Source organism: Streptomyces sediminimaris, assembly GCF_047049295.1.
GTDB classification, from domain to species: Bacteria; Actinomycetota; Actinomycetes; order Streptomycetales; family Streptomycetaceae; genus Streptomyces; species Streptomyces sediminimaris.
The window spans coordinates 2,207,169-2,231,459 of sequence record NZ_JBJWOT010000001.1; the positions used below are offsets into that span (position 1 = coordinate 2,207,169).

Here is a 24,291-nt window from a genome sequence, read left to right on the forward strand (position 1 = left end):
GCGCCAGGCAATATGGGAAAGGCACGCGGCCATCGGCGCCGGGCACTATGGGAAAGGTGCGCGGCCGCGGAAAACCGGATGCGCGCGAGGCGGGCCGGCCGGACCATCGGTGGGTCGCCCGTCGTCCACCCCGAGGAGCCGCTCATGATCCGGCGCGTCACCGTCCCCTCCCTCTTCCCGCCGCCCGCCTACTCCCACGCCTCCGTCGTCGAGGCCGGCACCGCGCTGGCCTTCCTGGCCGGCTCCGTCCCGCTCGACGCCGACGGGAAGCTGGTGGGCGAAGGGGACCCGGTACGGCAGGCCGAGCAGGTGCTGGCCAACCTCGAGGAGCAGCTGCGGGCCGTCGGCAGCAGCCTGGCACACGTGGTGGCGACCGACGTGTACGTGGCCGGCGGCGACACCGCGGTGCTGTCGGCCGTCTGGGAGGTCGTCCAGGCATCCGGGCTCAGCCTCGGACCGCACTCCTCGACGCTGATCGGCGTGGCGTGTCTGGGGTACACGGGGCAGTTGGTGGAGATCACGGCCACCGCCGTGGTTCCCGAGGTTCCCGAGGTTTCCGAGACCCGCAGGTGATCGCATGCTGATCGAGCACCGAGGCCGCCGCCCGGTCGTCCCCGACTCCGCCTACGTCGCGCCGACGGCCGTGCTGTGCGGCGCCGTCACGCTCGGCGAGCGGGCCCGCGTACTGCACGGAGCCGTGCTCAGTGCCGAGGACGGGCAGGTGCACGTCGGCTCGGACGTCGTCGTCATGGAGAACGCCCTGGTGCGCGGGCGGGCCGGGCACCCCGCCGTCATCGGTGACGCCGTGCTGGTCGGGCCGCACGCCCACATCAACGGCGCGACCCTCGAGGAAGAGGTCTTCGCCGCCACCGGGGCCTCGGTCTTTCCCGGGGCCGTCGCCGGCCGTGGCTGCGAGCTGCGGATCAACAGCGTGCTGCACGCCAACTCGGTGCTGCCGCCCGGTACCGTCCTGCCCATCGGATGGATCGCCGCCGGGACACCGACGGCCCGCCTCTTCCCACCCGACGACCACGACGGACTGTGGGCCGTGCAGAAGGAGCTGGACTTCCCCGGCACGGTCTACGGCGTCGCCCGCGGCACCTCCATGCGGGACATCATGGCGCGCCAGGCCGACTACTACGGCGCCCATCTCGACGACCGTACGCTCGGCGACTGACACCCGGCAGACCCGCGACCCACCGACCCGCGACCGACCGAGACGCAACCGACCGAGACGGAGCCTGCTGACGTGGAGCCGACCGCCGTGGGACCGGCCGCCGGGGACCCACCCGCCGTGGAGCCGGCCTCACCCGCCGCATCCGCGGGTGCCTCCTCCGTGACTCTCCGCAGGGCCGCCGGCCCCGACGCCGCCGCCGCGGCCGAGGTCTGGCTGCGTTCCTTCGCCGCCGCGCTGCCCACGGTCGTCCGGCCGCGGACCGACGACGACGTACGCGATCACTTCCGCGAGGTCGTGGTGCCGCTGCGGGAGACCTGGGTCGCGGACGCCGGTGCCGGCGGCGGGATCGTCGGGGTGATGGTGCTCCGTGACGGCGAGCTCTCCCAGCTCTGTCTGCACCCCGACTGGCGCGGGCGCGGCCTCGGTGACCGGTTCGTCGCGCTCGCCAAGGAGCGCAGCCCGGGCGGGCTCGGCCTGTGGGCCTTCCAGGTCAACGAGCCCGCCCGCAGGTTCTACGAGCGGCACGGCTTCGTCGCCGTCACCTTCACGGACGGCGGCGGCAACGAGGAGGGCGAGCCGGACGTGCGCTACGAGTGGCGCCCCTGAACCGTGCCGGTCGGACGGACCTTCGCTACGCCTCCTCGTCCCCGGCCGCGCCCGCCGACGGCAGCCGGTCCCGGATCTCCACCATGACCGACGAGTCGGTCAGCGTGGTCACGTCGCCGAGGTCCCGGTTCTCGGCGACGTCACGCAGCAGGCGACGCATGATCTTGCCGGAGCGGGTCTTGGGGAGCTCGGCGACGACCAGGATCTGCCGGGGCCGGGCGATCGGGCCGATCTCCTTGGCGACGTGGGCACGCAGCTGCGCCGCCGTGTCCTCGGGGCCGGCCGACGCCTCCCCGGCGGCGTCACCGCGCAGGATGACGAACGCCACGACTCCCTGGCCGGTCGTCGGGTCGCTCGCGCCGACCACGGCGGCCTCCGCGACCAGCGGATGCGAGACCAGGGCGGACTCGACCTCCGTGGTGGAGATGCGGTGCCCGGAGACGTTCATGACGTCGTCGACCCGGCCGAGCAGCCAGATGTCGCCGTCCTCGTCCTTCTTGGCGCCGTCCCCGGCGAAGTACGTCCCGGGGAAACGCGACCAGTACGTGTCGACGTACCGCTGCTCGTCGCCCCAGATGGTGCGCAGCATCCCGGGCCACGGCTCGGTGAGGACCAGATAGCCGCCCGCGCCGTCGGGGACCGGCTTGCCCGTGTCGTCGACGACGTCCGCCGCGATGCCGGGCAGCGGGCGCAGGGCCGAGCCGGGCTTGCAGACGCTCACCCCGGGCAGCGGGCTGATCATCTGGGCTCCGGTCTCGGTCTGCCACCAGGTGTCCACCACCGGGCAGCGGTCGCCGCCGATGTGCTTGCGGTACCAGATCCACGCCTCCGGGTTGATCGGCTCACCGACCGAGCCCAGGATGCGCAGCGACGACAGGTCGAAGTCGGCCGGGAAGCCGCTGCCCCACTTCATGAACGTGCGGATCGCGGTCGGGGCGCAGTAGAGGATCGTCACCCCGTACTTCTCGACGATCTCCCACCAGCGGCCCTTGTGCGGGGTGTCCGGCGTCCCCTCGTACAGGACGGAGGTGACGCCGTTGGCCAGTGGCCCGTAGACGATGTACGAGTGGCCGGTGACCCAGCCGATGTCCGCCGCCGTCCAGAACACGTCCCGCTCGGGCTTGACGTCGAACACCGCCCAGTGGGACCAGGCGACCTGGGTGAGATAGCCGCCGGTGGTGTGCAGGATGCCCTTCGGGCGGGCGGTGGTGCCGGAGGTGTACATGATGTACAGCGGGTGTTCGCTGTCGAACGCCTCGGCCTCGTGCTCGGCCGGCTGCCCGTCCACGGCGTCGTGCCACCACACGTCCCGGCCCTCGGTCCATTCGACCTCCTGGCCGGTACGGCGGACCACCAGCACGCTGCGCACGTCCGGGCACTCCCGCACCGCCTCGTCGACGGCCGGTTTCAGCGCCGAGGGGCTGCCCCTGCGGTAGCCGCCGTCCGCGGTGATCACCACGTGCGCGTCGCAGTCGAGGATCCGGCCGCGCAGCGCCTCGGCGGAGAAGCCGCCGAAGACCACGGTGTGCGGAGCGCCGATGCGGGCGCAGGCCAGCATCGCCACCACCGTCTCCGGGATCATCGGCATGTAGATCGCCACCCGGTCGCCGGTGCCGACGCCGAGCGACTGCAGGGCGTTGGCGGCCCGGCAGACGTCCGCCGTCAGCTCGGCGTAGGTGATGGTGCGGGTGTCACCCGGCTCGCCCTCCCAGTGGAAGGCGACCCGGTCGCCCCGGCCGGCGGCGACGTGCCGGTCCAGGCAGTTGTACGCCGCGTTGAGGCGGCCGCCCGTGAACCATCGGGCGAACGGGGCGCGGCTCCAGTCCAGGACCTCGTCCCAGGGCCGTGCCCAGTCCAGCCGGCCGGCCGCCTCGGCCCAGAAGGCGAGGCGGTCGGCACGGGCGCTTTCGTAGTCCGCAGCGGTGGCGTTGGCCGTTTCGGCCAGTTCGGGGGGCGGCGGGAAGCGCCGCTCCTCGTGCAGCAGGTTGGAGAGTGTTCCGCCACCGGTGTCGGTCATGCGTGTACTCCGGCGACGGGGCCGCCGCGGTGCGGCCGGAGGCGTTCACCGATGTTCGGGAAGACCGGCAGGACGGGACGCTGGTAGGTGGAGTTGGTGACGCCGGCGAACGATGCGTACCAGGCGCACGCGGCGGTGACCAGGCCGATCCAGCCGCCGGCCTTGGCGGTGTTGGGCGACTGCGCGAATTCGGCGATGCACAGCACGATGAACGTGGCCGCCAGGGTGACGAAGACCGCCAGGATGGCGCCCGTGGTCCGGGTCGCGGCGATGGCCATGTAGACCGTGAAGACCGCCCACATCAGCAGGAACAGGCCGGTCGCCTGGTGCGCGGTGGAGGCGGGCAGGCCCGGTGCGACGTACTTCGCGTAGGCGGCGTACGCCAGCCAGAAGGCGCCGTAGGACGTGAACGCGGTGGCTCCGAAGGTGTTGCCCTTGCGGAACTCCCACATGCCTGCGAGGAGTTGGCCCAGCCCGCCGTAGAAGAGGGCGAGTGGCAGTACTACGGCGACGAGTTTCTGGTCGGTGATGAGGTTCGCGTTGAAGACGCTGAGGACGAAGGTCGTCCCGGCGAAGGCCGCGAGGCCGAGCGGACCGGGGTCCGCGATCATTCCGGATTCGGTGGTCGGGGTGCTCATGTGCGCTCCTCCTGTGATTGAGATCACAAGAACCTACGGCCATTGTAGGCACCACCTACGACACGGGCGCCGCGGCGACAGCCGCCGTCGGTGAACGGTGTGCCCGGTGCGACGAACGGTCGCCGGCGCCGGACGTACGGTCGCCGCGCGTCCGCCGCTACGGCGCTCGGGGCCCGTCCGCACCCCCGGGCCCCCACTCCCGCCGCTTGGGCACCGGTCTGGCGTAGCCGCCCGCCCGGCTGGTCGTCAGGCCGAGCGCCACCAGGGACTCCGCCAGCTTCACGGCCGCCTGGACCCCGTCGACCACCGGCAGCCCGAGCTTCCGGCTCACCGCCTGCTGCAGCCCCGTCATCCCGGCGCACCCCAGCACCAGGACTTCGGCCCCCGCCTCCCGCGCCCGTTCGGCGGCCGTGAGGAACGCCGCCTGCGTGCGGTCGGCGTCGCCGAGATCCAGGACGCCGAGGCCGGTGCCGACGACGGCGGCGCAGTTGCGGGCCACCCCCGCCAGCTCCAGGCTGTCCTCGATCTGGCCGCGGGAGCGCTCCAGCGTCGTCACGACCCCGTAGCGGCGCCCGAGCAGACAGGCCAGGTGCGCCGCGGCCTCGGTGATGTCGACCACCGGCCCGTCCACCAGCTCCCGCACCCCTTCCCGTCCGTGCTCCCCGAACCCCGCCATGACCACGGCGTCGTACCGCGGCCCCTCGTAGGTCCGCAGCAGGTCGATGACCGCGGCGGCGGAGAGGTAGCTGTCGAGCCAGCCCTCCGCCGACTCCGGTCCCCACGCGGGGGTCAGCCCGAGGACGGTGGTGCCCGGGCCTGCGGCGGCCCGGGCACCCTGCACGATCTCCTCGGTCATCTCCCGCGTGGTGTTGCAGTTGGTGACGACGATCCGCACGTCCTTCAGACCTCCCGCGCGGCGGGTTCGCCGCGCCGGCCCAGGAGCAGGTACAGGCCCGCCCCCAGTGCCGTACCGACGAACCAGGAGTACGGCGCCACGTCGCTGAAGGTCTTCACCAGGGCGAGCACCGCCGCGACCGCGGCGGCCGGCAGGAAGGCGCCCAGGGCTCGCGGGTTGACGCCCCGGCGGTAGTGGTAGCGGGAGCCCGGGGCGGCGGAGAACAGCTGCTCCACGTCCACCCGGCCGCGCTTGATCAGGTAGTAGTCCACCATGATCACGCCGAACAGGGGGCCAAGGAAGGCGCCGAGGCCACCGAGGAAGTAGTTCACGACCGTCGGGTCGGAGAAGAGGTTCCAGGGGGTCACGGCCAGGGCGGCCACCGTGCTGATCATGCCGCCGACCTTGAAGCTGATCTTCTGCGGCCACACGTTGGCCAGGTCGTACGCCGGTGAGACGAAGTTGGCGACGATGTTGACGCCCATGGTGGCGACGGCGAACGTGAACGCGGACACGACGAGCACCCAGGTGTTGCCGATCTTCGCCACCAGCTCGGCGGGGTCCGTGATCGCCTCGCCGAACACCTTCAGCGAACCGGCCGTGACGATCACCGAGACGACCACGAACGCCGTGGAGTTCACGGGCAGGCCCCAGAAGTTGCCGCGGCGGACGGTGCGGTAGTCCGGCGCGAAGCGCGAGAAGTCGCAGAAGTTCAGCATCAGCGTGCCGTACGTGGCGAGGATCAGCCCGATCGCGCCGAACCACTGCCGCCACTGCTCGCCGGCCGGGACCGGGCGCGGGGTGGAGGTGAGCGAGATGCTCCAGCCGGCCCTGGACAGCACCCACAGGGCCAGGGCGATCATCACCAGCCAGATCGCCGGGCCGCAGAAGTCCTGGAACTTCCGCACGGACTCCATGCCCCGGCTGATGATCAGTGCCTGGATCAGCCACAGCGACAGGAACGACGCCCAGCCGAGGGCGTCGAGGCCCAGGAAGGAGTGCTCGGTCCAGGACGTCAGGCCCGGCCAGGCCGCCAGCAGCATCACGTTGACGGCGACGGAGGCCAGATAGGTCTGGATGCCGTACCACATGATGGCGATCACGGCCCGGATCAGGGCCGGGATGTTGGCGCCCCAGACACCGAAGCTGATGCGGCTGACGACCGGGAAGGGCACGCCGTGGCGCTGGCCGATCCGGCCCATCCAGTTCATGCCGGCGTAGATGAGCACGAAGCCGGCCAGGAGGGAGGTGAAGACCTGCCAGACGTTCATCCCGAGGACGAGCAGGCCGGCGGCGAAGGTGTAGTTGCCGAGGTTGTGGACGTCGGACATCCACATGGCGAAGAGGTCGAAGACCTTCCAGTTCCGCTTCTTCGCGGGTGCCAGGTCCTCGTTGGTGAGGCGTGGGTCGGGGGTGAAGGCTGAGGCGCTGGTGGCTGGGGCGCGATCGGCGAGGGACACGGGGGCCTCCAGGGGCGAGCGGACGGAGGACGGCAGCCGTTTGGTATACCAAACAGCGGCATGCTCCCCCCGTCAAGCACTCGGACCGAAGTCGGGCTCGTTACCGCTCCGTAAAACCTCCCCGGGGTCGGGGAAAATGGGCCCATGAGCTCCATGACGAAGATCGAACCCCTGGGCGCGATCCGCGAGCGTGTGCTGACCGGACTGCGGCAGGAGATCATCTCCGGCACCCTCCGCCCCGGCGACCGGCTGGTCGAGCGGGAGCTGGCGGACCGCTTCGGGGTCTCCCGGGTGCCGGTGCGCGAGGCGGTCCGCGCGCTGGTCGCGGAGGGCTTCGTCCACTTCGAGACCCCACGCCGCGCGGTCGTGCGCCGCCTCACCCGGCGGGACGTCAAGGAGCTCTTCGAACTGCGCGAGGCCCTGGAGGTCTACGCCGCGGGGCTCGCCGCCTCCCGTGCCACGCCCGGGGACCTGGCCGAGGTGGAGAAGCTGCTCGGCCTCGCGGCCGCCGCGACCGGGGCGGGCGACGCCGAGGCGATCACGGACATCAACAGCCGGCTGCACGACCGCATCGTGGCGATGGCGGGCAACAGCCTGCTGACCGAGGCGCTGGAGCCGGTGGCGGGCCGGCTGCGCTGGATGACCCGGCGCAACGAGGAATGGCCCCATCTCCTCGTGGAGCACCGCGAGTTGTACGAGGCGATCGCCTCCGGCGATCCCGAACGCGCCCGCGCGCAGGCGCTGGCCCATGTCCGGACCAACTACCGCTCCACCGTGCGGCATCTGTTCGGGGAGGGCGGGGAGGGCGGGGAGGACCGGGAGGACCGGGAGGACCGGGAGGACCGGGAGGCGTAGGGCCCCGCTGCCCGAGCGGCTCAGCGGCGGGCGTACTTGTCCGTCGCCGCCACCAGCGCATCGGCCATGCCCGGCGCGCGCGTGTCGTGACCGACGTCGTCCACGATCACCAACTCGCTCCCGGGCCAGGCGTGATGGAGCCGCCAGACGATGCCGAGGAGGTTGCCGAAGTCGAGGCTGCCCTGGACGAGGGTGCCCGGCAGGCCCGCCAGCAGAGGTGCGTCGCGCAGGACGACGCCCTCGTCGTCGCCCTCGCCCAGGAAGTGGTCGTTGCCCCAGTAGTGGGTGACCGTGCGGGCGAAACCCAGCCGGAACGTCTCGTCCTCGAACCGCTCGACCGATCCCGGCGGCGCGGGGATCGTCGCCGTCTCCCAGTCCGTCCAGGCCCGCGCCGCCCGGGCCCGGACCCCGGGGTCCGGCGACTCGATCAGCCGGTTGTACGCGAGGGCCAGGTTCCCCTCGCGTGCGCCGGCGGGCAGTCCGCCGAGGAACCTCTCGAAGGCCGCCGGGAAGATCCGCCCGAGTCCCCTGGTCAGCAGGGCCACTTCGGCACCGGAGCCGGTCGCCACGCCCGTCAGCACCAGCTCGGACACCGACCCGGGATGTGTCTGCGCGTACCGCAGCCCCAGCACCGAGCCCCAGGACACGCCCCACACCAGCCAGCGCCCGATGCCCAAGTGCCGCCGCAGCAGCTCCAGATCGGCGATGAGATGAGAGGTGGTGTTGACGCCCATGTCCGTCCCGTACGCGCTCGCGTGCGGTGTGGAGCGTCCGCAGCCGCGCTGGTCGAGCAGCACGATCCGGTAGGCGGCGGGGTCGAACAGGCGCCGGGAGTAGGGGGAGCAGCCGGATCCGGGGCCGCCGTGCAGCACGAGCGCGGGCTTGCCGTGCGGGTTGCCGCAGGTCTCCCAGTACACGCGGTTGCCGTCGCCGACGTCGAGCATGCCGTGGTCGTACGGCTCGGTCTGCGGATAGAGGGGCATCCGGTGACCGTAACCGCTCCGCGGCCACCGCCGCCCGCTCATTTCACCGGCAGCCCCGCCGCCTGCCCCGCCGTGCGCAGCACCTCCCGCAGCATCTCCGGTGTGAGCCGGCCGGTGAAGGTGTTGCGCTGGCTGACGTGGAAGCAGCCGAAGAGGTCCAGGCCGTCGAGCGGCACGCGCGCGCCGTGCGCGAAGACGGGCCGCGGCCGGGGCACCGTCCAGCCCGCCTCGGCGAACGCGGGCAGCGCGGCCTGCCAGCCGAAGGCGCCGAGCACCACCACCGCACGCAGGGCCGGCCGCAGGATCGTCAGCTCCCGCACCAGCCAGGGCCGGCAGGTGTCCCGCTCCCCGGGGGTGGGCTTGTTCCCGGGCGGGGCGCAGTGCACGGGCGAGGTGATCCGCACCCCGTGCAGGGCGAGCCCGTCGTCCCTGCGGACCGACGTGGGCCGGTTCGCCAGGCCCACGTCGTACAGCGCCCGGTACAGCACGTCACCGGAGCGGTCGCCGGTGAACATGCGGCCGGTGCGGTTGCCGCCGTGGGCGGCGGGAGCGAGGCCGATGATCAGCAGTGACGCGTCGGCGGGCCCGAAGCCGGGCACCGGCCGCGCCCAGTACGTCCAGTCCCGGAAGGCCGCGCGCTTCGTGCGCCCGACCTCCTCGCGCCACTCCACGAGCCGGGGGCACGCGGCGCACCCCGCGACGCGGCGGTCGAGCTCGGCCAGGCTGTCCATGCCTCAACGGTACGGCGGTGACCTCCGCGGACGTGACGGGCCACGTACCGGTACGCGGGCGGGAAACCGCCGGGCGCGCCGCCGGCGGCGAGCTAAGGTCGAAGGCATGGCGCTGGAAGGTGACGAGGAGACGAGCGGGCGGGGCACCGCCGGGCAGGCGGCCGGGCAGGCCGCCGGGGCGGCGGCAGGACCCGCCGTCGAGCCGAAGGTCGCCGCCGCGATCGCCGCCGCCGAGGCGGCCGGCCCGGCGAACGGCGGGAACGTGCGGATCGACAGCTGGATCTGGGCCGTACGCCTGGTCAAGACCCGCTCACTCGGCGCCGCGGCCTGCAAGGGCGGGCACGTGCACGTGAACGGCGAGCGGGTGAAGCCCGCGTACTCCGTGCGGATCGGCGACGAGGTACGCGTGCGGCAGGAGGGCCGGGAGCGGGTCGTCATCGTCAGACGGCTGATCCGCAAGCGGGTCGGCGCCCCGGTGGCGGCGCAGTGCTACGTCGACAACTCCCCGCCCCCGCCGCCCCGCGAGGCCTTCGCCCCGGCGGGCGTCCGCGACCGCGGCGCGGGCCGCCCGACCAAGCGCGACCGCCGCGAGCTGGAACGCCTGCGGGGCCTGATGGGCGGCGGCGCCGGCCCGAAGGGCCCCGGCGGACGCTGACCCACGGCCGTGGCGTCCGGCCCGGACTCCTCGGGTCCCGCCGGACGCCACCGCCGTCGACGCGCCGTGGGCGCGGCTCACGACCGTCGTCGCACCAGCCGCAGCAGATCGGCGTTGGAGCCCCGGCGGGCCCAGGCGATCAGGGCGAGCGGCACGATCAGGATGAGCGGGGTCGCCGCGTTCTCACCGCCGAAGACAGTCATCTGGACGACGAACGCGCCCACCATGAGCGCGCTGAGCGCGACCGCGGCGACCGACTGCAGCACCGGGATCAGCAGGGCGACGCCACCGGCCAGTTCGAGCGCGCCGATGGTGTACATGCCCGCGCTGCCCCAGCCGATCTTGTCGAAGGCGTCGACGGCGTACTGGTTCCCGATCAGCTTGGGCAGGGCGCTCGCGACACCGTAGAAGAGGGCGATCAGCACCTGCACGGTGCGCAGGGCGATCCTGGCGCGGCGGCCGCGGGCGGTCGCGGACTCGGCGACGACGGGGGCGGAGGTGACGCGAGCGGTGGTCTCGGACATGGGGTTCTCCCTGTGGAAGCGGTGGAGGCGGTGCGGGTCGCTGTCACAGGGGTAGACCGGCCCTCGCGGCGGAACTCATCGCCGCCGGACGGTATTTCGCGGAAGCCGTCCAGGGCGGGCGGCCCTCGACCGGGCTTCCGCCGGCACCACGCCTAGAGCGGGAACCACCCGTGCCCGATGTACCAGTGCCCGCCCGCCCTCAGGTGGTCCCCGACCGCGCGTTCCACCGCCGTGCGCCGTGGCAGGGTCCCGATCGGCGACTCCGGGTCGCCGAAGACGAACCCGACCGGTTCGGTGTCGGCCTGCTCGCGGTCCTCGCGGGCGATGCGGAAGCGCTCCTGGAACCGCACGATGTTGGAGCCGGCCGGCAGGTACTGCTTCAGCTGCGCGTCCAGCAGCCAGGAGTGGCAGAGGGCGGCCCGGTACTTCTCCTCGGGATAGTGGCGCGCGAAGAACCGCGCCGCCAGCGCCAGCGAGCGCTCGCACGCCGCCGGTGACAGCGGGCCGAGGTGGTCCGGGATGTGGAGGTTGAGACAGAGCGCCCCCTCATCGAGGTCCAGGCCGGCCGTGGTGAGCGCCCGCGAGGTGCGCTGCCCGGGCCGCGTCCGTTCGAACTGCAGCCGCCCCAGCTGGTACAGCTCGCCCCGGAAGTGGCGGGTGAGCCACCACGGTGCCTGCACGCCCGCCCGGCCGTGCCGCCGGCGGTGCGCGGCCATGTTCCGCCCCAGGTCGGCGAGGGTGCGCCGGGAGACGTCGTCGGGGACGCCCCGGGCGCGGTGGTACGCGCGGGTGAACGGCAGCGCGGCGACGAACACGTAGACGGGGAAGCAGCGCTGCAGCGGCCCCGACGCCCAGTCCAGCTGGGGCAGGTCCACCGCGCCGCCGACCTCCCCCATGCCGCGCACCAGCTCGTCCACCGACGCCTCCAGGAAGCGCAGCAGCTCCGGGTCGTCGGTCACCCGCCGGCTCATCCGCACGAGCGCGTTGATGTCCTCGTGCGGTACGGCGAGGTCCAGCAGCACCTCGGCGAACTCATCGGCATCCGGCAGCACGCGACGACCCCCTGGTCCCGTTCTCCTTGGTGAAGGTACGTCCCGAAGAGTACGTTGCGTACAGGAGCGGTGATCCCGATGCGTACAGGAAGTGAGCCGACGACCGCGCGCAGTGCGCTGCGGGCGCGGTTCTGGCTGAGCGTGTGGGGCCTCCTCTGGGCGGTCTTCGGCACGGTGGCCTTCGCGCTCGCGGGGCGCCCCGGGTGGGCCGCCGCCTGCGGAGTGCTGTGGCTGGTGGTCACCGTCGACATGACCGTCGTCCTCAGGCACATCCGCCAGGGCCCGCACTACCAGCCGGGCCGGGACATCCCGCCGTACCGGCCACCGGAGGGCCGGATCCGCTAGGACCAGGACCCGCCGCGGAAACCGGGGCGCGCCCCCTCACGACTCGAAGCGCGCCGCCCTCAGGTACCGCGGGTTGGGGTCCAGCGCGGCCGCCAGCCTGAAGTGCCGTTTGGCCTGTTCCGGTTCGCCCCGGCGCTCGAAGGTCCGGGCCAGCGCGAAGTGCGCGAAGGCGTTGTCCGGCTCGCGCTCCAGCACGATCGTGAACTCCAGCTCGGCCGGCCGCAGTTGCGCGGCGGCGAAGAAGGCACGCGCGCGCAGCAGCCGGGCGGCGGTGTTCTCCGGGTGGGCGGCGATGACCGGGTCGAGCAGCTTCACCGCGCCCCGCGGGTCCCGTGCGTTGAGCAGCTGCTCGGCGGCACGGAAGTCGATGACGTGCGTCTCCGGAGTACGTCCGGTGGAACCGCTGGTGTCGGGCACGGCACAGTCCTTCCCTTGCTGCGAGGCTTCAACGCCCGTACCGGGGCCGCTATTCCTGGTTTCCCGCCGGCGGCACCGGCTACGCCCGGGCCCGGCGCACGAGCTCCGCCCAGACGTCCTTCACCCGGCGCCGGAGCTCCTCCAGCGGCACGTCGTTGTCGATCACGACGTCCGCGATCTTCCGGCGCTCGTCCCGGCTCGCCTGGGCGGCCATGCGCGCGCGGGCGTCCTGTTCGGTCATGCCGCGCAGCCGCACCAGCCGGTCGAGCTGGGTCTCGGGCGGGGCGTCGACGACGATCACGACGTCGTACAGCGGGGCCAGGCCGTTCTCCGCCAGGAGCGGTACGTCGTGGACGACGACCGCGTCCCCGGCGGCGGCCGCCTCCAGCTCGCGGGAGCGCTCGCCCACCAGGGGATGCACGATCGCGTTCAGGACGGCCAGCTGCTGCGCGTCGGCGAAGACGATCGAGCCGAGCCTGGGCCGGTCCAGGCCGCCGTCCGGGGCGAGCACCTCCGTCCCGAAGGCGTCCACGACCGCGGCCAGGCCGGGCGTCCCGGGCGCGACCACCTCCCGGGCGATGCGGTCGGCGTCGATCAGTACGGCGCCGCACTCGACGAGCAGCCGCGACACTTCGCTCTTGCCGGCGCCGATCCCGCCGGTCAGGCCCACCTTCAGCATGAGCGGCAGCTTAGGCCCTGGCGCCGGCGGCAAGGGCGCCGGAGGTCAGCTGTCGCCCTCCCGCTCCGCCAGGAACCGCTCGAACTCGAGGCCGATCTCGTCCGCCGACGGGATGTCGACCGGCTCGGCGAGCATGTTGCCCCGGCTGTCGGCGCCCGCGACGGCGTCGTACTGGTTCTCCAGGCCCGAGACGAGCGCGGTGAGCTCCTCGTCGCCCTCGCGGACCTGCCGGTCGATCTCGGTCTGGGTGCGGTGTGCCTCCGTGCGCAGGGAGTGCGCGACGGCGGGGAGCACCAGCCCGGTGGCGGCCGTGATGGCCTCCAGGACGGTCAGGGCCGCGTCCGGATAGGGGGAGCGCGCGATGTAGTGCGGTACGTGCGCGGCGACCCCGAGGACGTCGTGCCCGGCCTCCATGAGGCGGTACTCGACCAGCGACTCGGCGCTGCCGGGGACCTGCGCCTCGTCGAAGGGGCTGCTGTGGCCCGGGACCAGGTCGGTGCGGTTGCCGTGCGGGGTGAGGCCCACGGGGCGGGTGTGCGGGACGCCCATGGGGATGCCGTGGAAGTTCACCGACAGGCGCACGCCGAGCCGCTCCACGATCTGCCCGACGGCGGCGGCGAACCGCTCCCACTCCACGTCCGGCTCGGGGCCGGACAGCAGCAGGAAGGGCGCTCCGGTGGCGTCCTGGACGAGCCGGACGTCGATGGTGGGGTCCTCGTACTCGGTCCACCGGTCGTGCTGGAAGGTCAGCAGCGGCCGGCGGGCGCGGTAGTCCACGAGCCGGTCGTGGTCGAAGCGGGCGACAACCTGGTGGGGCAGCGAGTCGAGGAGCCGGTCGACGATCTGGTCGCCGGCCTCGCCCGCGTCGATGTATCCGTCGAAGTGGTAGAGCATGACAAGGCCGGCCGACTCCTGGGCGAGCGCCATGTCGACGGCTGCCAGGCCTTTCGCTTCCCATGCGTACAAACCCTGCGGATCAAGCACTGTGACCGCTCCTCCTCGTGTCCGTACGTCTCAACGCGGCCCGGAGCAGGCTCATTCCCGCCCGTGCCCCTGATCAGGCCTCTCCCGGGGCCTTTTCACGGCGGGCACGGCCGAGGGGCCGCACCTCGAAAGGTACGGCCCCTCGGTCAGGAGCTACTGCTCAGCGGGCGTTCAGCTCTGCCCGCCCGCCAGCTTCTCGCGCAGGGCGGCCAGCGCCTCGTCCGAGGCCAGCGCGCCGGAGTTGTCCGGGCCCTCGGAGGAGTACGAGCCGCCGCCGGACGCGGCCGGAGCCGCACCCGCCGCGTCGCCGCCCTCGGCGGCCGCCGCGGCGTCCGCCTCGCGGGACTTGATGACCTGCTGCTGGTGCTGCTCGAAGCGGGACTGCGCCTCGGCGTACTGGCGCTCCCACTCCTCGCGCTGCTTCTCGTAGCCCTCGAGCCAGTCGTTGGTCTCGGGGTCGAAGCCCTCGGGGTAGATGTAGTTGCCCTGGTCGTCGTAGGACGCGGCCATGCCGTACAGGGTCGGGTCGAACTCGACCGAGGCCGGGTCGGTACCGAAGGACTCGTTGGCCTGCTTCAGCGAGAGGCTGATGCGACGGCGCTCGAGGTCGATGTCGATGACCTTGACGAAGATCTCGTCGTTGACCTGGACGACCTGCTCCGGGATCTCCACGTGGCGCTCGGCCAGCTCGGAGATGTGGACCAGACCCTCGATGCCCTCGTCCACGCGGACGAACGCGCCGAACGGAACCAGCTTCGTGACCTTGCCGGGCACGACCTGGCCGATCTGGTGGGTGCGGGCGAACTGCTGCCACGGGTCTTCCTGGGTCGCCTTCAGCGACAGGGAGACACGCTCGCGGTCCATGTCGACGTCGAGGACCTCGACCGTGACCTCCTGGCCGACCTCGACGACCTCGGAGGGGTGGTCGATGTGCTTCCAGGACAGCTCGGAGACGTGGACCAGACCGTCGACGCCGCCCAGGTCCACGAAGGCACCGAAGTTGACGATCGAGGAGACCACGCCGGAGCGGACCTGCCCCTTCTGCAGGGTCGTGAGGAACGTCTGGCGGACCTCGGACTGGGTCTGCTCCAGCCAGGCACGGCGGGACAGGACCACGTTGTTGCGGTTCTTGTCCAGCTCGATGATCTTCGCCTCGAGCTCCTTGCCCACGTAGGGCTGGAGGTCGCGGACGCGGCGCATCTCGACCAGGGAGGCCGGCAGGAAGCCGCGGAGGCCGATGTCGAGGATGAGACCACCCTTGACGACCTCGATGACGGTACCGGTGACGATGCCGTCCTCTTCCTTGATCTTCTCGATGGTGCCCCAGGCACGCTCGTACTGGGCGCGCTTCTTCGAGAGGATCAGGCGGCCTTCCTTGTCCTCCTTCTGGAGGACCAGGGCCTCGATCTCGTCGCCGACGGCGACGACCTCGTTCGGGTCGACGTCGTGCTTGATCGAGAGCTCTCGGCTCGGGATGACACCTTCGGTCTTGTAACCGATGTCGAGCAGGACCTCGTCCCGGTCGACCTTCACGATGACGCCGTCGACGATGTCGCCGTCGTTGAAGTACTTGATCGTCTCGTCGATCGCGGCGAGGAAGGCTTCCTCGTTACCGATGTCGTTGACCGCAACCTGCGGGGTGGTGGCGGTGGTCTCGGTGCTGCTCGTCATGTGGGAAAGGGCTCCGGTACGGACATTGAAGTCGTAGGTACTGCTTACGCCGGGAGCCCGTTTCGCTCTGCAGAAGCCGGACAGCCAAGGAAGCGCCCCACCGGGATCCGGTGGCGGCGCCTCGAGAACCGAGGGGACATACAACAGATGCGAGCGCAGCCTGCTCCGTCTGAGGTGCGCAGGCCCGCAGCGCAACTTGTAGCATACGGGGGCAGCCGGACAGGGTCAACGCACGAACGCGCACACCCGGGGCGGATCGCCCCAATCCCGGCACAAGAACAGTCTCCGGAGGCCACGCGGGGTCCGGCAGACACCTTCCGTGACACCGCCGGAGGGGCCGGCGGCACCGCGAAGGTGACGGAAGAGTACGACGAGGGAGCCGATCATCCAAGAGGCCGAAGCCTTCGAACCCGAAGCCACCCGGCGCACGGCGGGCGTCGCGGAGAGCGCCCGGGCCAACCGGGGCTGGTGGGACCGGAACGCGGACGAGTACCAGGCCGAGCACGGCACGTTCCTCGGCGACGACCGCTTCGTGTGGGGCCCCGAGGGCCTCGACGAGGTGGAGGCGGAGCTGCTCGGCCCGCCGGAGGAGCTGCGGGGCAAGGACGTCCTGGAGATCGGCGCCGGCGCCGCCCAGTGCTCGCGCTGGCTGGCCGGGCAGGGCGCCCGCCCGGTCGCCCTGGACATCTCGCACCGCCAGCTCCAGCACGCGCTGCGCATCGGCGGGTCGTTCCCGCTGGTGTGCGCCGACGCGGGCGCGCTGCCCTTCGCGGACGGCTCCTTCGACCTGGTGTGCTCGGCGTACGGGGCGCTGCCCTTCGTCGCCGACCCGGTGCTGGTGCTGAAGGAGGCGCACCGGGTGCTGCGTCCGGGTGGCCGCGTGGTCTTCTCGGTGACCCATCCGATCCGCTGGGCCTTCCCGGACGAGCCCGGGCCGGCGGGGCTGACCGTCTCCGCCTCGTACTTCGACCGCACGCCCTATGTGGAGCAGTACGTCGACGACGGGCGGGGCCGCGCGGTCTACGTCGAGCACCACCGGACGATCGGCGACCGGGTCCGGGACGTCGTCGCGGCGGGCCTCAGACTGGTGGACCTGGTCGAGCCGGAGTGGCCGGACTGGAACACCTCGGAGTGGGGCGGCTGGTCACCGCTGCGCGGAGAGCTGATCCCCGGGACGGCCGTCTTCGTGTGCGAGCGGGGCGGGACGGGGGCGCCTCCGGCCGGAGGCCGGGCGGGAGACTGAGCCTGTGATCCGCCACGACGCTCTGGACGCGCTGCCCGTACGCGCCGCTCTGCCCGCTCTGCGCCGGGCGCTGGACGGACCCGGCACGGCCGTTCTGGTCGCGCCGCCCGGCACCGGCAAGACGACCCTGGTGCCGCCGGCGCTGGCCGGGCTGCTGGGCGAGGGGCCGGCGCGGCGGGTGGTGGTGGCCGAGCCGCGCCGGATCGCGGCGCGGGCGGCGGCGCGGCGGATGGCGTGGCTGCTGGGCGAGGAGACCGGCGCGAGCATCGGGTACACCGTGCGCGGCGAGCGCGTCGTCGGGCGGCACACGCGCGTGGAGGTCGTCACGACCGGTGTGCTGCTCCAGCGGCTCCAGCGCGACCAGGAGCTGGCGGGCGTCGACGTGGTGGTGCTCGACGAGTGCCACGAGCGGCACCTGGACGCCGACACCGCGGCGGCCTTCCTGTGGGACGTACGGCAGACGCTGCGTCCGGAGCTGCGGCTGGTGGCCGCGTCGGCGACGACGGACGCCGAGGGGTGGGCGGGGCTGCTGGGCGGCGCGCCGGTGGTCGAGGCGGCCGGTGTCCCGCATCCGGTCGAGGTCGTGTGGGCGCCTCCCCCTGGACTTCGTCCGGGGGGACCCCCAGCGCGTCCCGTGCGGCCGCCGCACGGGACGCGGGTGGATCCGGCGCTGCTCGCGCACGTGGCGTCGGTGGTGCGGCGGGCGCTGGCCGAGCGCGACGGGGACGTGCTGTGCTTCCTGCCGGGCGTGGGCGAGATCGCGCGCGTGGCCGGGCAGCTGGGGGATCCCGGCGGCGTCGACGTGCTCCAGGTGCACGGGCGGGCCCCGGCCGCGGTGCAGGACGCGGTGCTGGCACCCGGGGTGCGGCGCCGGGTCGTCCTCGCCACCTCGGTGGCGGAGTCGTCGCTGACGGTCCCGGGCGTGCGGGTGGTCGTCGACTCGGGTCTGGCGCGCGAACCCCGCGTCGACCACGCGCGCGGGCTGAGCGCGCTGACGACCGTACGGGCCTCGCGCGCGGCCGGGCGGCAGCGGGCGGGACGGGCCGGGCGGGAGGCGCCCGGCACGGTGTACCGGTGCTGGGCGGAGGCCGAGGACGCCCGGCTGCCGCGGCTGCCCTCGCCGGAGATCAAGGTGGCCGACCTGACGGCGTTCGCCCTCCAGGCCGCCTGCTGGGGCGATCCCGACGCGTCCGGGCTGGCGCTGCTGGACGCGCCGCCGCGCGGGGCGATGGCGGCGGCGCGGGAGGTGCTGACGGCCGTCGGCGCCGTGGACGCCGCCGGGCGGGCCACGGAACGGGGCGCGCGGCTGGCGCGGCTGGGCCTGCACCCGCGGCTGGGGCGGGCGCTGCTGGACACGTCGGGCAGGGGTGCCGAGGTGGTCGCGCTGCTGTCGGAGGAGGCGCCGCGGGAGTACGGGGACGACCTGGCGGCCGCGTTGCGCGCGGCCCGGCGCGGCGGTGACGCCTATGCGGGACGGTGGCGGGCGGAGGTACGGCGGCTGGCGCCGGACGGCGGGCGCGCGGCGGCGGACGACCGCACCGTGGGCCTCGTCGCCGCCCTCGCCTTCCCCGAGCGGGTGGCCAGGGCCGACGGGGGTTCCTATCTCATGGCCTCCGGCACGCGCGCCGAACTCCGCGAGGGCAGTCCCCTGCGCGGCGCCCCCTGGATCGCCGTGGCCGTGGCGGACCGTCCCCTGGGCGCGGGGCACGCGCGCGTGCGGCTCGCCGCGGCGGTGGACGAGGACGTGGCGCGCTCGGCGGCGGCCACGCTGTACGCGCGGGAGCAGGAGGTCCACTGGGCCGGCGGGGACGTCGTGGCGCGGCGGGTGGAGCGGCTGGGCGCGATCGAGCTGGCGGCGCGTCCGCTGCCGGACGCCGATCCGGCGCTGGTGCGCGAGGCGCTCGTGGACGGACTGCGGCGCGAGGGTCTCGGCCTGCTGCGCTGGACGCCCGACGCCGCCCTCCTGCGCCGGCGGCTCGCCTTTCTCCGTCTGCACCTCGGGGAGCCCTGGCCCGACGTGTCCGACGACGCGCTGCACGCGCGCGTGGACGAGTGGCTGGAGCCCGAGCTGAGCCGGGCCCGGCGGCGCGGCGACCTGGCGCGGATCGACGCCGGGCAGGCGCTCGGCAGGCTGCTGCCGTGGGCGTCCGGGGAGGCGGCGCGGCTGGCGGAGCTGGCTCCGGAGCGCATCACCGTGCCGAGCGGGTCCAGGATCCGGATCGACTACGGCGACCCCGAGCGGCCGGTGCTCGCCGTGAAGCTGCAGGAGATGTTCGGGCTGCACGAGTCACCCGCCGTCGCGGGCGTGCCGCTGCTGGTGCACCTCCTCTCCCCCGCCGGCCGTCCGGCCGCCGTCACCGCCGACCTCGCCTCCTTCTGGCGGGACGGCTACCGGGACGTACGGGCGGAGCTGCGCGGCCGCTATCCGAAGCACCCGTGGCCCGAGGACCCCCTCGCCGCCGAACCGACCCGCCACACCAAGGCACGGTTCGGGCGCTGACCGCCGGGAGCCGGGCGCCGCCGGTTCAGGCGCTGACCGGCTCCGCCGCGGCGGACTCGGCCGGTTCCGGGTCGGCCGGGCGGCGGCCGCGGGCCTCCAGCCACAGCGACAGGGCGAGCAGCAGGGTGCCGAGCAGCAGGAACCCCCCGGGCAGGTACGACGTCAGCAGCAGGATCAGGGTGCGGTTGGACCGGACCAGGTTCACGGTGTGCTCGATGTAGTCCTCGCGCATCTTCACGTGGCCGGCGAAGGCGGTCACCTTGTCGCGGCCGCCGAGCAGGGTGCCGCCGCGCAGTTCCTCCTTGTGGATCTCCTCGCCGTAGACGGGTGCCCCGGTGACGGGCTCGACCCAGAACCTGCGGACCGTGGTGTACCAGCGGGTGGTGCCGGTCCTGGCGACCGACTGGGGGGTGATGCCCTTGACGGGCATGACCTTGGGGAAGGGGACCTTGGTCCAGGGGATCGTCTGCTCGAAGTAGTAGACCTTCAGGCCGCGGAAGTCGCGCGTGCCCTTGTAGTGGATGGGGTTCGTGGTGCGGGTCTGGGCGTCGAAGTACTCGTAGTCCCGTTTCTGCGTCAGGAAGGGCCACTTGAACTCGATGCCGTCCCGCTTCACCGGGTCGCCGTCGACCATCTCCCCGGTGGCGTGCACCGGGGCCTGGCTGTGGGCGTCGAAGATGTAGCGCTCGGGGATCTCGGAGACCATCCTGCCGTCGGGCCCCTGGACGTAGGAGAGGCCGTCCCAGACGACGACGTCCCGGCCCGCCGTCCTCTCGATCTTCCTCCCGGCCGCCACGTTGCCCTTGAGGGTCTGCACGATGGTGACCTCGGAGACCTTGCGCGCCTTCATCGTGCCGTAGTCGAGCAGGGTCGCGCCCTTGGCCTGCAGGACCATGTCCTGGTACTGGTTCGCCGGGACCTTGGCGAGGCGCGGGAAGGCGTAGTAGCGCAGCAGCGGGGACAGGGCCGCGAAGAACACGGCGAAGGCGAGCAGGACCAGACTGGCCTTGCGGCGCATCTCGGCCTCCCGGGCGGACGGCTGGCGGTGCGGCTACGGGTGCGACGGCACCGTCGTCAGCAGCGGTTTCGGGGACGTGCCGCCCGTCGGCGACCCCATCGCGGTGATCGTGAGGACCAGCGCGAGGGCGACGGCGAGACCGGTCGCGGCGGCGATCAGGGCGCGCATTCCTGCCTCCCGACGGGGTGGAGCGGACGGAGCGGAACTGATACAGCGTCAGGTCCGGCACCGTAGCAACGGGTGGCCGAGATGAGAACACGTCGCACACGGACGAGGGCGCCCCGTCCGCCGGAGCGGAGGGGGCGCCCTCGTCGTGCGGCGGTTACGCGGAGGGGCTCGCCGACGGGCTGGGCGACGGACTCGGCGAGGAGTCGGCCTGGGCCACCGTCAGTTCGACGTCGAGGCTCGCGCCGCCCGCGGTGGTGATGCGCAGGACGAAGGTGCCGGTGGTGTCGTCGGAGTACAGCTTCGGCAGCTTCAGCAGGCCCTTGTCGTCCGTCTGCAGGCCCGTCAGGGTGCGTACGGCCTTGCCGTCCGCGTCCTTGAAGTAGGGGCCCTTGTCGTTCGCGGTCGCGTCGGTCGTGGACTTGATCAGGGTGGCCGTGGCCGCGACCTTGTCCGCGACTGCGCCCTTGTAGGTGGCCCGCACCTCGACCTGGTCGGCGAACTCGCCGCCCGGGGTGCAGGTCAGCGCGGTGTCGCTGGTGCGCACGAGGGTGTCGGCGGCGCGCTCGGTGACGGTGGCCTTGGCGTCGAGGCCGGTGATCGAACGGCCCACGACCGCGGCGCGGACGGTGAAGTCGCCGGTCTTCTCCCCCGCCTGGAGCGCGGGAGCGACGGCCACGCCGCTGCCGTCGGTGACGGCCACGGCGGCCTTCTCGCCGCCGCTGAAGGTGGCGTCGGTGTCACCGACGACCGTGAAACGGACCCGGACCTTGGCGACGCCCTTGCCGGCCTTGGTCTCGGCCTTGACGCCGGCCTTGTTCACGAACGTGTCGCCGGCCATCGCGGTGAGGGTGCCGGTGCCCGCGCTCTGCAGGTGGTCGACGGTGTCGGTCGGCGTCGGTGCCGGCGGGGGCGTGGGCGTGGGCGTGGGGCTGCCCGGCCCCGGCGAGGGCGTACCCGGGTCGGCCGGTGGGCGCGACGGCGGCTTGCCGGAGTTCGACGAGCCCTTGCCGGAGGAGGTCTTCGGGTGCTTCGACGGGGTCGGGGCCGACGGCTTCGAACGGCTCTTCCCGGTGCCGTCGCTGCGGTGCGAGGGGATCGTGCCGGTGCCGTCCGGGATCTCGTGGGTGCCGTTGCGGTAGTACCGCAGCCACGACAGGACGAGGTTGAGGTAGTCCTGCGAGTTGTTGTAGCTGAGGATCGCGCGGTTGAGATCGGCCTGGTCGGCCAGGTTCCAGTTGTCGCGGCACAGGTAGTGGCCGGCGGCGAGCGCGGCGTCGTAGACGTTGTTGGGGTCCTTCACCCCGTCGCCGTTGCCGTCGCGGCCCGCCCACGCCCAGGTGGACGGGATGAACTGCATGGGCCCGACGGCCTGGTCGTAGGAGCTGTTGCCGTCGTACCTGCCGCCGTCGCTGTCCTTGATCAGCGCGAAGCCGTTGCCGTCGAGCTGCGGGCCGAGGATCGGGGAGAGCGTGGTGCCGTTCGCGTCGACCCGGCCGCCGCGGGCCTGGCCGGACTCGACCTTGCCGATCGCGGCGAGCAGCTGCCAGGGCAGGTTGCAGCCCGGCTTGGAGGAGCGCAGCTCGGCCGCGGCCTTCTTGTAGGCGGCGAGCACGGTCGCGGGGATGCCGGACTCGGAGGCGCCCGGGCTCGCGGGCGTGGCGGTCGCGGACGGCGACGGGCTCGGGTTCGGGCTGTTGAGCGGCGGCAGGTCCGTGTAGTACGGCGAGTTGCCGGTCGCGGCGCCGTCGCCGCCGGCGGTCGCTTCGGGGGAGGGCTGCGCGTCGGAGGCGGTCCGTCTGCCGTGGCCGTCGACGGTGACTCCGGGAGCCTGGGACGCGGACAGGGCCGCGACCGCGGCCGCCGCGACGGCGGTGGTAGCCGCCCCCTTGCACAGCCTCCTGCCGAATTGCGCCGCCATAGAGTGAACCCCTCCCGTGGACGCGCGAGCGTCCGTCTTCGTCTGCCGAGCGTGCCCGCTCGCCCCAGATGTGACGACCGACCTGGCGATCGGGTTGCCTTCGTGGCCTGTCGAGTCCTGTCTTTTTTCCTTCGGTTCTCCCGTTCGACCGCACGTCCGGCACAGTGCCCAGGCGACCCTACGACAACTTCCCTTGCGCCGGGAGCCGTTCGAGCCCGGATTTCACCGGCCGGCCATATGCGAGTGGCGCGGGGGCCGCGCACGCATACTGGAGCGAGGTGATCACCCGGGCCGGCCGCCCGGGCAACGTCCGGCGTGAGGAGCCCAGTTGCCGTTCACCCTGAGCCATGCGGCCGCCGTACTGCCCGCCGTGCGCGCCGACGGGACCGGCCGGGGACGGCTGGTTCCCGCGGTCCTCGTGGCCGGTTCCTTCGCGCCCGACATGACCTATTACGCGGCGAGTGTCATCTCCGGTGCGATGGAGTTCGGGGACGTCACGCACTCCTTCCCCGGGGTCTTCACGGTCGACGTGCTGGTGGCCTGGGCCCTGGTATGGCTGTGGCTGCTGGTGCGCGAGCCGCTGGTGGCACTGCTGCCGCGGGCCCGCCAGCCGCGGCCCGCGGCCCTGCTGCGGTGCGGGGCGCGACCCGCGCGCGTACGGGCTCCGCTGGTCGCCCGGTGGTACGCCTCCGCCGCACTCGGCGCACTCACCCATGTCGTGTGGGACGCCTTCACCCACCCCGACCGGTGGGGCGTACGGGTGTTCCCCGTACTGACCCGGGGCCTCGCGGGCTTCCCGCTGTACTGGTACCTGCAGTACGCCGGTTCGGCGGTGGCGGCGGCCGTGATCGCCGTGTGGCTGGCACGCGCGGTGCGGCGGGCGCCGACGGGGTCGGGGGCGCGGGCGGAGAACGCGGGCGGGACGGACGCGCGGACGACGGGCGCGGATACGACAGGCACGCGGACGACAGGCGCCGACACGACGGACGCGCGGACGACGGACGCGGGCGTGACGGGCGCGGCGTGCGCCAGGGTGCCGGGGGTGCCGTTGCTGTCCGTGCGGGACCGGTGGTGGGCCGGTGCCGTGGTCGGGGGGTGTACGGCGGTGGGCGCCGTGGAGCGCGCGACCCGGTGGTGGACCTACCGGGGAGCTACCGCCGAGCTGTGGGAGCTGATCCCCGGCGTCTGCTTCGGGGCGGGCGCGGGGCTGGTGCTGGGGCTGCTGCTCCACGGGGCGGGGGTCAGGGTGTGGCGCCCCGTTCCGGCGTCCCGCGAACCGGAGCGGGTCAGCGCGGAGGGCGGCCGTCCGGCCGGTCGCTGAGCGGACCGGCGGCCACGACGAACACCGTGACGCCGCGTGCGGAGCGGCTGCGGCGGACGCGGCCGACGAGGTCGGTCAGGTAGCTGCGGCCCAGCCCGGCCCACAGCCGCCAGGTGGGCGGCTCCGCGCCGCCCGTCGCGATACGGCGCAGCCGGCGCCGGAGGTCCGCCGCCGTGCGGCGCAGGACGACCCTGAGGTCGGTGGGGATGCGGGCGGTGCTTGCGCGGGCTGCGAAGGCCGGCACCGGCGCGGGCGGCACGGAGGGCGCCTCCTCGGCACTCGCCTGCGCTCTCGCCGGCCGGCGGTTGAGCATGCGTATACCCATGCCCGCATCCTGTACAGGCGGCGGGCGTGCGGCGCCTTTGCGGGGGCCACGTGAGTGACGGGTCCGGTGCGGCACGGCGCCGCCCCGGAGTGCCCGGCCCCCGCCCCGG

25 protein-coding genes are annotated in these 24,291 nt (G+C 73.2%); 9 read left to right on the plus strand and 16 right to left on the minus strand.

The window, feature by feature from the left end; translation table 11 throughout:
- Positions 1 to 144: 144 nt before the first annotated feature.
- The 3 genes from ACJ9NR_RS10430 (at position 145) to ACJ9NR_RS10440 (ending at position 1,783) form a co-directional block, all read left to right on the plus strand.
- Positions 145 to 573, plus strand: a complete 429-nt coding sequence (locus ACJ9NR_RS10430) for a RidA family protein (RefSeq protein WP_412487238.1) — start codon at positions 145 to 147, stop codon at positions 571 to 573.
- A gap of 4 nt (positions 574 to 577) precedes the next feature.
- Positions 578 to 1,177 carry a gamma carbonic anhydrase family protein gene (locus ACJ9NR_RS10435; protein ID WP_412487239.1) on the plus strand — a complete coding sequence of 200 codons (600 nt, stop codon included), beginning with the start codon at positions 578 to 580 and terminating at the stop codon, positions 1,175 to 1,177.
- Positions 1,178 to 1,336: 159 nt separating this feature from the next.
- A complete protein-coding gene (locus ACJ9NR_RS10440; RefSeq protein WP_412487240.1) occupies positions 1,337 to 1,783 on the plus strand; it encodes a GNAT family N-acetyltransferase in 447 nt (148 codons plus the stop codon).
- A 25-nt stretch (positions 1,784 to 1,808) separates the two neighbouring features.
- Here the strand turns inward: ACJ9NR_RS10440 and acs are convergent, their stop codons facing one another.
- The 4 genes from acs to ACJ9NR_RS10460 form a co-directional block, all read right to left on the minus strand.
- Positions 1,809 to 3,800 (minus strand): acetate--CoA ligase, encoded by a 1,992-nt coding sequence (gene acs, locus ACJ9NR_RS10445; RefSeq protein ID WP_412487241.1) that lies wholly within the window; start codon positions 3,798 to 3,800, stop codon positions 1,809 to 1,811.
- Entirely contained in the window at positions 3,797 to 4,438 is a 642-nt protein-coding gene (locus tag ACJ9NR_RS10450) for an acetate uptake transporter (RefSeq protein ID WP_412487242.1), read from the minus strand. Before ACJ9NR_RS10450 ends, acs begins: the two co-directional genes overlap by 4 nt.
- A gap of 157 nt (positions 4,439 to 4,595) precedes the next feature.
- Positions 4,596 to 5,333, minus strand: a complete 738-nt coding sequence (locus ACJ9NR_RS10455) for an aspartate/glutamate racemase family protein (RefSeq protein ID WP_412487243.1) — start codon at positions 5,331 to 5,333, stop codon at positions 4,596 to 4,598.
- A gap of 5 nt (positions 5,334 to 5,338) precedes the next feature.
- A complete protein-coding gene (locus ACJ9NR_RS10460) occupies positions 5,339 to 6,793 on the minus strand; it encodes an NCS1 family nucleobase:cation symporter-1 (RefSeq protein WP_412487244.1) in 1,455 nt (484 codons plus the stop codon).
- Positions 6,794 to 6,937: 144 nt separating this feature from the next.
- Between ACJ9NR_RS10460 and ACJ9NR_RS10465 the strand changes: the two genes are divergently transcribed.
- The gene (locus tag ACJ9NR_RS10465; RefSeq protein WP_412487245.1) at positions 6,938 to 7,648 is read left to right on the plus strand and encodes a GntR family transcriptional regulator; all 711 of its coding nucleotides are present in this window, start codon (positions 6,938 to 6,940) and stop codon (positions 7,646 to 7,648) included.
- Between the two features lie 20 nt (positions 7,649 to 7,668).
- Here ACJ9NR_RS10465 and pip read toward each other — a convergent pair whose 3' ends face one another.
- Both pip and ACJ9NR_RS10475 read right to left on the minus strand, forming a co-directional pair.
- Entirely contained in the window at positions 7,669 to 8,631 is a 963-nt protein-coding gene (pip, locus tag ACJ9NR_RS10470; RefSeq protein ID WP_412487246.1) for a prolyl aminopeptidase, read from the minus strand.
- Positions 8,632 to 8,669: 38 nt separating this feature from the next.
- A complete protein-coding gene (locus ACJ9NR_RS10475) occupies positions 8,670 to 9,362 on the minus strand; it encodes a uracil-DNA glycosylase (protein ID WP_412487247.1) in 693 nt (230 codons plus the stop codon).
- Positions 9,363 to 9,468: 106 nt separating this feature from the next.
- Here ACJ9NR_RS10475 and ACJ9NR_RS10480 point away from each other — a divergent pair, with 106 nt between their 5' ends.
- On the plus strand, positions 9,469 to 10,017 hold the full coding sequence (locus tag ACJ9NR_RS10480) for an RNA-binding S4 domain-containing protein (protein WP_412487248.1): 549 nt from the start codon (positions 9,469 to 9,471) through the stop codon (positions 10,015 to 10,017).
- A gap of 77 nt (positions 10,018 to 10,094) precedes the next feature.
- On the opposite strand, the gene ACJ9NR_RS10485 is transcribed toward ACJ9NR_RS10480, so the two are convergent.
- Complete coding sequence (locus tag ACJ9NR_RS10485) at positions 10,095 to 10,541, minus strand: DoxX family protein (protein WP_412487249.1); 447 nt, start codon at positions 10,539 to 10,541, stop codon at positions 10,095 to 10,097.
- A 152-nt stretch (positions 10,542 to 10,693) separates the two neighbouring features.
- The gene (locus tag ACJ9NR_RS10490; RefSeq protein WP_412487250.1) at positions 10,694 to 11,593 is read right to left on the minus strand and encodes an acyltransferase domain-containing protein; all 900 of its coding nucleotides are present in this window, start codon (positions 11,591 to 11,593) and stop codon (positions 10,694 to 10,696) included.
- A 78-nt stretch (positions 11,594 to 11,671) separates the two neighbouring features.
- Between ACJ9NR_RS10490 and ACJ9NR_RS10495 the strand changes: the two genes are divergently transcribed.
- On the plus strand, positions 11,672 to 11,938 hold the full coding sequence (locus tag ACJ9NR_RS10495) for a DUF6343 family protein (RefSeq protein ID WP_412487251.1): 267 nt from the start codon (positions 11,672 to 11,674) through the stop codon (positions 11,936 to 11,938).
- Positions 11,939 to 11,974: 36 nt separating this feature from the next.
- Here ACJ9NR_RS10495 and ACJ9NR_RS10500 read toward each other — a convergent pair whose 3' ends face one another.
- The 4 genes from ACJ9NR_RS10500 to rpsA form a co-directional block, all read right to left on the minus strand.
- A complete protein-coding gene (locus ACJ9NR_RS10500) occupies positions 11,975 to 12,355 on the minus strand; it encodes a tetratricopeptide repeat protein (RefSeq protein WP_412487252.1) in 381 nt (126 codons plus the stop codon).
- 79 nt (positions 12,356 to 12,434) lie between these two features.
- On the minus strand, positions 12,435 to 13,034 hold the full coding sequence (gene coaE, locus ACJ9NR_RS10505) for a dephospho-CoA kinase (RefSeq protein WP_412487253.1): 600 nt from the start codon (positions 13,032 to 13,034) through the stop codon (positions 12,435 to 12,437).
- 45 nt (positions 13,035 to 13,079) lie between these two features.
- Positions 13,080 to 14,018: a PAC2 family protein gene (locus ACJ9NR_RS10510; RefSeq protein WP_412487254.1), complete on the minus strand. Its 939-nt coding sequence runs from the start codon at positions 14,016 to 14,018 to the stop codon at positions 13,080 to 13,082.
- Positions 14,019 to 14,189: 171 nt separating this feature from the next.
- A complete protein-coding gene (rpsA, locus tag ACJ9NR_RS10515) occupies positions 14,190 to 15,689 on the minus strand; it encodes a 30S ribosomal protein S1 (RefSeq protein WP_412487255.1) in 1,500 nt (499 codons plus the stop codon).
- A 382-nt stretch (positions 15,690 to 16,071) separates the two neighbouring features.
- Here rpsA and ACJ9NR_RS10520 point away from each other — a divergent pair, with 382 nt between their 5' ends.
- The gene (locus tag ACJ9NR_RS10520) at positions 16,072 to 16,932 is read left to right on the plus strand and encodes a class I SAM-dependent methyltransferase (RefSeq protein WP_412488796.1); all 861 of its coding nucleotides are present in this window, start codon (positions 16,072 to 16,074) and stop codon (positions 16,930 to 16,932) included.
- A 4-nt stretch (positions 16,933 to 16,936) separates the two neighbouring features.
- Positions 16,937 to 19,432, plus strand: coding sequence for an ATP-dependent helicase HrpB (gene hrpB, locus ACJ9NR_RS10525; RefSeq protein ID WP_412487256.1), 2,496 nt, complete (start codon positions 16,937 to 16,939; stop codon positions 19,430 to 19,432).
- 25 nt (positions 19,433 to 19,457) lie between these two features.
- On the opposite strand, the gene pgfA is transcribed toward hrpB, so the two are convergent.
- The 3 genes from pgfA to ACJ9NR_RS10540 all read right to left on the minus strand — a co-directional run bounded on the left by pgfA (position 19,458) and on the right by ACJ9NR_RS10540 (position 22,536).
- Positions 19,458 to 20,450: a cell envelope lipid trafficking protein PgfA gene (pgfA, locus tag ACJ9NR_RS10530; RefSeq protein WP_412487257.1), complete on the minus strand. Its 993-nt coding sequence runs from the start codon at positions 20,448 to 20,450 to the stop codon at positions 19,458 to 19,460.
- Positions 20,451 to 20,483: 33 nt separating this feature from the next.
- Positions 20,484 to 20,618 carry an SPW_0924 family protein gene (locus ACJ9NR_RS10535; RefSeq protein WP_412487258.1) on the minus strand — a complete coding sequence of 45 codons (135 nt, stop codon included), beginning with the start codon at positions 20,616 to 20,618 and terminating at the stop codon, positions 20,484 to 20,486.
- A gap of 154 nt (positions 20,619 to 20,772) precedes the next feature.
- Complete coding sequence (locus ACJ9NR_RS10540; RefSeq protein WP_412487259.1) at positions 20,773 to 22,536, minus strand: lytic transglycosylase domain-containing protein; 1,764 nt, start codon at positions 22,534 to 22,536, stop codon at positions 20,773 to 20,775.
- A gap of 328 nt (positions 22,537 to 22,864) precedes the next feature.
- On the opposite strand from ACJ9NR_RS10540, the gene ACJ9NR_RS10545 reads away from it, so the two are divergent.
- Positions 22,865 to 23,857, plus strand: coding sequence for a DUF4184 family protein (locus ACJ9NR_RS10545; RefSeq protein WP_412487260.1), 993 nt, complete (start codon positions 22,865 to 22,867; stop codon positions 23,855 to 23,857).
- On the opposite strand, the gene ACJ9NR_RS10550 is transcribed toward ACJ9NR_RS10545, so the two are convergent.
- On the minus strand, positions 23,823 to 24,182 hold the full coding sequence (locus ACJ9NR_RS10550) for a hypothetical protein (protein WP_412487261.1): 360 nt from the start codon (positions 24,180 to 24,182) through the stop codon (positions 23,823 to 23,825). The two genes, ACJ9NR_RS10545 and ACJ9NR_RS10550, sit on opposite strands and share 35 nt — an antisense overlap.
- Positions 24,183 to 24,291: the final 109 nt, after the last annotated feature.

Excerpts from the sequence above, each read along its gene's own strand:
- ACJ9NR_RS10430 (WP_412487238.1), top strand. The coding sequence starts at position 145 with ATGATCCGGCGCGTCACCGTCCCCTCCCTCTTCCCGCCGCCCGCCTAC.
- ACJ9NR_RS10540 (WP_412487259.1), bottom strand. The coding sequence starts at position 22,536 with ATGGCGGCGCAATTCGGCAGGAGGCTGTGCAAGGGGGCGGCTACCACC.
- coaE (WP_412487253.1), bottom strand. The coding sequence starts at position 13,034 with ATGCTGAAGGTGGGCCTGACCGGCGGGATCGGCGCCGGCAAGAGCGAA.
- ACJ9NR_RS10495 (WP_412487251.1), top strand. The coding sequence starts at position 11,672 with ATGCGTACAGGAAGTGAGCCGACGACCGCGCGCAGTGCGCTGCGGGCG.
- rpsA (WP_412487255.1), bottom strand. The coding sequence starts at position 15,689 with ATGACGAGCAGCACCGAGACCACCGCCACCACCCCGCAGGTTGCGGTC.
- ACJ9NR_RS10535 (WP_412487258.1), bottom strand. The coding sequence starts at position 20,618 with ATGCGCGCCCTGATCGCCGCCGCGACCGGTCTCGCCGTCGCCCTCGCG.
- ACJ9NR_RS10450 (WP_412487242.1), bottom strand. The coding sequence starts at position 4,438 with ATGAGCACCCCGACCACCGAATCCGGAATGATCGCGGACCCCGGTCCG.
- ACJ9NR_RS10435 (WP_412487239.1), top strand. The coding sequence starts at position 578 with ATGCTGATCGAGCACCGAGGCCGCCGCCCGGTCGTCCCCGACTCCGCC.
- ACJ9NR_RS10475 (WP_412487247.1), bottom strand. The coding sequence starts at position 9,362 with ATGGACAGCCTGGCCGAGCTCGACCGCCGCGTCGCGGGGTGCGCCGCG.
- pgfA (WP_412487257.1), bottom strand. The coding sequence starts at position 20,450 with ATGCGCCGCAAGGCCAGTCTGGTCCTGCTCGCCTTCGCCGTGTTCTTC.
- ACJ9NR_RS10485 (WP_412487249.1), bottom strand. The coding sequence starts at position 10,541 with ATGTCCGAGACCACCGCTCGCGTCACCTCCGCCCCCGTCGTCGCCGAG.
- pip (WP_412487246.1), bottom strand. The coding sequence starts at position 8,631 with ATGCCCCTCTATCCGCAGACCGAGCCGTACGACCACGGCATGCTCGAC.
- acs (WP_412487241.1), bottom strand. The coding sequence starts at position 3,800 with ATGACCGACACCGGTGGCGGAACACTCTCCAACCTGCTGCACGAGGAG.
- ACJ9NR_RS10550 (WP_412487261.1), bottom strand. The coding sequence starts at position 24,182 with ATGGGTATACGCATGCTCAACCGCCGGCCGGCGAGAGCGCAGGCGAGT.
- ACJ9NR_RS10465 (WP_412487245.1), top strand. The coding sequence starts at position 6,938 with ATGAGCTCCATGACGAAGATCGAACCCCTGGGCGCGATCCGCGAGCGT.
- ACJ9NR_RS10480 (WP_412487248.1), top strand. The coding sequence starts at position 9,469 with ATGGCGCTGGAAGGTGACGAGGAGACGAGCGGGCGGGGCACCGCCGGG.